This window comes from Methanoculleus sp. (assembly GCF_030019085.1).
Lineage (GTDB): Archaea > Halobacteriota > Methanomicrobia > Methanomicrobiales > Methanoculleaceae > Methanoculleus.
The window spans coordinates 1-4,928 of record NZ_JASEFJ010000041.1; the positions used below are offsets into that span (position 1 = coordinate 1).

At 58.0% G+C, this 4,928-nt stretch carries 7 protein-coding genes and 1 tRNA gene; 4 read left to right on the top strand and 4 right to left on the bottom strand.

Going from position 1 to position 4,928, the window contains the following annotated elements:
- Positions 1-161: 161 nt before the first annotated feature.
- The 4 genes from QMC91_RS09730 to QMC91_RS09745 form a co-directional block, all read right to left on the bottom strand.
- Positions 162-233, bottom strand: a tRNA-Ala gene (locus QMC91_RS09730).
- An 11-nt stretch (positions 234-244) separates the two neighbouring features.
- Entirely contained in the window at positions 245-1,258 is a 1,014-nt protein-coding gene (locus QMC91_RS09735) for a transcription initiation factor IIB (RefSeq protein WP_300238048.1), read from the bottom strand.
- Between the two features lie 338 nt (positions 1,259-1,596).
- Positions 1,597-2,241: a histidinol phosphate phosphatase domain-containing protein gene (locus tag QMC91_RS09740; RefSeq protein WP_300238049.1), complete on the bottom strand. Its 645-nt coding sequence runs from the start codon at positions 2,239-2,241 to the stop codon at positions 1,597-1,599.
- Positions 2,241-2,519, bottom strand: a complete 279-nt coding sequence (locus tag QMC91_RS09745) for a signal recognition particle subunit SRP19/SEC65 family protein (RefSeq protein ID WP_300238050.1) — start codon at positions 2,517-2,519, stop codon at positions 2,241-2,243. Before QMC91_RS09745 ends, QMC91_RS09740 begins: the two co-directional genes overlap by 1 nt.
- Positions 2,520-2,575: 56 nt before the next feature.
- Between QMC91_RS09745 and hypB the strand changes: the two genes are divergently transcribed.
- From hypB to QMC91_RS09765, 4 genes are all read left to right on the top strand, one after another.
- Positions 2,576-3,223 carry a hydrogenase nickel incorporation protein HypB gene (hypB, locus tag QMC91_RS09750; protein WP_300238051.1) on the top strand — a complete coding sequence of 216 codons (648 nt, stop codon included), beginning with the start codon at positions 2,576-2,578 and terminating at the stop codon, positions 3,221-3,223.
- A gap of 108 nt (positions 3,224-3,331) precedes the next feature.
- Positions 3,332-3,709, top strand: a complete 378-nt coding sequence (locus QMC91_RS09755; RefSeq protein WP_300238052.1) for a 30S ribosomal protein S8e — start codon at positions 3,332-3,334, stop codon at positions 3,707-3,709.
- A gap of 385 nt (positions 3,710-4,094) precedes the next feature.
- Positions 4,095-4,517, top strand: a complete 423-nt coding sequence (locus QMC91_RS09760) for a hypothetical protein (protein ID WP_300238053.1) — start codon at positions 4,095-4,097, stop codon at positions 4,515-4,517.
- Positions 4,514-4,928 (top strand): DUF2240 family protein (locus QMC91_RS09765; protein ID WP_300238054.1); only part of this gene is annotated, 415 nt, incomplete at its 3' end. The genes QMC91_RS09760 and QMC91_RS09765, both read left to right, overlap by 4 nt.

Here is a 4,928-nt window from a genome sequence, read left to right on the forward strand (position 1 = left end):
TAAGAACAATATGTTTTTATGATGGACCCGGCGGGATTTGAACCCGCGGCCTTTGGTGTCCCAACCGAAGGGGCTCTGCCCCTTTCGAAACCCCCGGCGACCTTCGGTCGCCACGAACGGTATCATGTGTCACAAGAAGTAAGAACAATATGTTTTTATGATGGACCCGGCGGGATTTGAACCCGCGGCCTTTGCGTTGCGAACGCAACGATCTACCCCTGATCTACGGGCCCTTGATATGAGATCAGAGTATGATCTCAATATCTAACTTTTCTGCCAGTTCCTTATATCTGTTCCTGATCGTGACCTCGGTCACGCCCGCCACCTCGGCAACCTCGCGCTGGGTGCGCCTCTCGCCGCCCAGGATCGAGGAGATGTAAATCGCGGCCGCTGCGACACCCGTCGGCCCCCTGCCACTCGTAAGTTCGCGTTCGCCCGCCTGCCGGAGGATCTCGACTGCCCGGCTCTGGACTTCACCCTTCAGGTTCAGCCCCGAGCAGAAGCGCGGTACGTAGTCGATCGGCGACGTCGGCAGGAGTTTCAGGCCGAGTTCGCGTGAGATGAACCGGTAGGTACGTCCTATCTCCTTCCTCGAGACACGGGATACCTCTGCGATCTCATCGAGTGTCCTCGGAACGCTGCACTGCCGGCACGCCGCATACAGTGCCGCTGCTGCAACACCCTCGATACTCCGTCCGCGGATCAGGTTCTTTTCCACGGCGTCACGGTAGACAACCGCGGCGGTCTCGCGCACGTTCCGCGGCAGACCAAGCGCCGAGGCCATGCGGTCCAGTTCCGAGAGCGCGAATGCCAGGTTTCGCTCTGTGGCGTTTGAGACCCGGATACGCCGCTGCCACTTTCGTAGCCGGTAAAGCTGCGCCCGGTTCTTGCTTGAGATAGCACGACCGTAGGAGTCGCGGTTCCTCCAGTCGATCATCGTCGAGAGGCCCTTGTCGTGGATGGTGAAGGTCATCGGCGCGCCTACACGTGACCGCTTCATGCGCTGGTCATGGTCGAACGCCCGCCACTCAGGACCGCGGTCGATAAACTCTTCGTCGATGACGAGACCGCAGTTCTGGCATACAAGTTCGGCGCGCTCGTAGTCATGGACAATCTGGTGGCTGCCGCACTCCGGGCATACAGACTCCACACTCTCCTCGGGCCGCGTCTTCTCGGTCTCCTTGACTTTCTGCTCCTCCCTTTTCTTAAGGGCCTCGCGCTGCAACTGCAGTTGTTTTAATTTTTCTACTTCAGCCATTGATTATGCACCTATTTTGCAAAGATTTTCTCGCCAGCCTGCACGGAGACGTCATTGTAGCAGTGAACTACAGCATAGGGCGACGATATATTCCCGAATATCTCAACTACCTCTCCCAGAGGTTTTAGGCGGCGATCCACAACCTCGCCGTAGAGGCGGGGCAACTGTGCAGCATCACATCGCAAGATTAACAAACGATTGCCACAAACATCTACAGAGCGACCAATTAACCGCAAACTGCTACCTCTGGAGGATAATATAGCTGGAAATATTTAGCAACGTATATATATTTGTCACAAAGATATAAAAAGGTTTCGCTAAAATATAAATATAGTATCTTATCTCTGAAGGAACTCAAGTGCATCCAGAGAGAGAATCCGCCGCGATTCCGCTTCAGTCAACCCCGCGCCGACCGTGAGCCCCCACCTCACTTCTTTTGACATCAGATCGGACGGATTGTGTGCATCAGAATCGACAACAAGGTGGCATCCCGCCTCCTGTGCCATCCGCACCACATGGCCGTTTGTGCGGTTGTGCCCTGTGCGTGCGGTTATCTCGAGTGCCACTCCGTGTTCCGCTGCCGCGCGCGCGTCTTCGAGCGTCACGAGTCCCGGGTGGGCGAGCACGTCGACATGGTCACAGGTGCAGGCGGTCTGGTTCGTCCCCGGGGCGACCGGTTCCAGGACAGACTCGCCGTGGACGACAACGATATCGGCGCCAAGTCGTTTTGCTTCGCGTGCGGCCGCCGGGATCATTGATGGTGGGAGGTGAGTGATCTCCACCCCGACAAGGAGGTTCACACCGTAACACTCCGCAGTTTCCCGGCACCTGCTCACCGACTCCACCAGGTAGGCCAGGTTGGAGGTGTCCGCGTGATCGGTGATGGCGATCGTCTTATAGCCGAGGACGGCGGCACGCCGGACGAGTTCTGCCGGAAGAAGTTCGCCGTCAGAGAGGATGGTGTGGGTGTGAAGGTCGTACATCACGCCTCCCCCCGCCCGGATAGACCGCGTGCAACCCTGCGTATAAGGTCCTCTTTGCTGCCCTCCCATTCCACCACGATCCTGCCTTCACGCTCCACCCAGTGGGCGGGGTGGTGGCGCTCCTCCAGGCGGTGCTGGAGTTTTATCTTCCGCAGAACTGTCGCGATGGCAGAGAGATCCGGGGACTTCACTGCGAGGTTTCTGGCGACTCGGCGCCCTTCTCGCCGCCGGAGTGTGGCATCAAAGTAGCATGGGTAGAGGATGCGTTCAGCGCTCATTGCTCTATGATCTTGGCGGTTAACCTATAAACAGATCATCATCACAGTAATGTACCATGCATCAGATCGACGTCCACCTGGAGAAGGATATATACGAGGCAAACAACCGTCTGGCAGACGCCAATGCCGCTCACCTCAGGGAACATGGCGTCCGGGCGTTTGACCTTCTCGGCGCCATAGGTTCCGGAAAGACCGCCCTGATCGAACGACTGGTGCCTCTGATCCGCGAACGCGGGCTTCGCGTTGGGGCGATCGCCGGCGATGTCTATGGTGACGATGATTTCCGGCGGATCGTCGCCCTCGGGATCCCGGCCTACAACGCAAACACCGGGAAAGAGTGCCATCTTGACGCCCACCTGGTTGAACACGCCCTTGAACACCTGCCTCTTGACGAGATAGATATCCTTTTTATCGAGAATGTCGGCAACATGGTCTGCCCGACCGATTTCAGGCTGGGCGCCGAGAAGAGGATCGTTGTTGTCAGTTCGACCGAGGGCGACGACGTGGTGAACAAACACCCGATGATGTTTCGCGGAGGAAACATAGGCGTGATCAACAAGATCGATCTTGCCCCGTTCGTCGGCGCCAACATCGAGCGGATGGAGTCGGATATCCGTCGATACAACCCGGAGATGAAGGTCTTCCGAACGAACCTGAAGGCGGGTGTTGGGCTGGAGGGGTTGCTGGATGCGATCCTGGGGTGAGCAGCAGAGTTAAATATCCTGCTCTCGTACACTAATAGCACTTTAGTGGGAGATTGCTACCCCTGATCCGGGGAACCGCGTCCTCAACAGAAGTATTTCGGTGGTCACATGTTGTGGCAGGGAAGATCAGTAAGAAAGCCCTCGGGCGGGCGTTACCACACCTCCCGTGGCAAGAAGAGGTCGGAGATCGGGAGAGCTCCGGCAGAGACGCACATCGGTGAAGATCGCAGAAAGATTGTCCGGACATACGGTGGTAACCGGAAGGTCAGGGCGCTCCGGGTGGAATACGCGAGTGTGGCGGACCCGAGAACCGGCGAGACCAGGAAGGCCAGGATCGAGACGGTTGAGGAGAACAGTGCCAACCCTAACTACGTCCGGCGGAACCTCCTGACCAGGGGGGCCATCATAAGGACGGAGGTCGGGCGCGCACGGATCGTCAGCAGGCCAAGTCAGGATGGCGTCGTCAACGCTGTCCTGCTCCCATAAGATACTTTTTTCTACCGTTCCTTTCATCCGACAGAGGTGGTTCATGTAGAGCACCCCTGGTGGTTATTGGCAGTGCGTGGTTATTCTCCTACGGGAACCGTGCCAGGTACATCTTCGACAGGAACCATCTGAGGAACTCTACTTTTATGAACTGGAGCCAGGGAGAATCGCCACTCTCGGTGCTGACGGCGAGGATGGGGACAGTGCGTGATGATGGTCCCTGGAGGCCGTGCACGGGGACAGAACCGGAATTTCGGTGGGATGTTTCACAGTGACGCCAGATAGGTACCCTTCCCCGGCGCTCTATCGATCATCACGTTTCCCCAAGGTGGTGCTCTGCAAGGGATCACATCCTTTTTACGTTCCGCGGGCGTCAGTTCTAGTGATGCGCAGGATATATTACCGGTTTCCCCAATCAATTGACCTGGACTTTGAGATCGCCCGGCCGTTCCGGGATGTCCTGGCCTGCATTGGACGTTTGAGCAACACCCATAACACCCGGCGCGGCCCGGACGGTCTCATCAAGGAGCGGATCGTCATCCAGATCGCAGAAGGCCGGACGCGGTTCCTGGACCTCGACAGACTGGCGCCGCTGGAAGAGACGGTCGCCGAGACCGCGGACTTCAGGATCGACCTGCAGAAGACCCTTCTCACCCCGGAAAAACGGTTGCCGGTCTCAGAGAACGTCTTCTACCTCCGGATAGTCGATAAAGGCGCGGTGACCGAGTGCTATGTTGCGAAGGAGGGGTCTCACGGCGACCTTGATGCAATCGATCTGCGAACGATACTCAAGGGTGCCTGTGAGTGAGTCTTGAGATTGCTGTTGCCGCGCCGTTCAAGCATATGCGCAAGGAGCGGTTGCAGAGGAGCGAGTTCGTCTTCTACGTCGCGATCGACCGGAAATGGATGAACAAGGAGCAGGCGAACCGGCTCCTTGAACGGGCGGTGGAAGAAGGACTCGTCGGCATTGATGGGGGAACCATCCGGCCGCTCTTCGATCTCGCGTCGGTCGAGATACCGCTCGGGTTCAAACCCACCTCTGATCTCCTGACCGGGGCGGAGAGCCCCTGCGACGACCTGATAGCGCGGATCACCGCCGCGACCGGTAAACCGGCCCGGGAGATCGCCGCCGAGATCAACCAGGTCATCAGCGGGGACTTTGACGGCAACCTCCGTATGGAGGCGGCGGCGGTCATAGTCGCAAAGAGATACGGGGTGC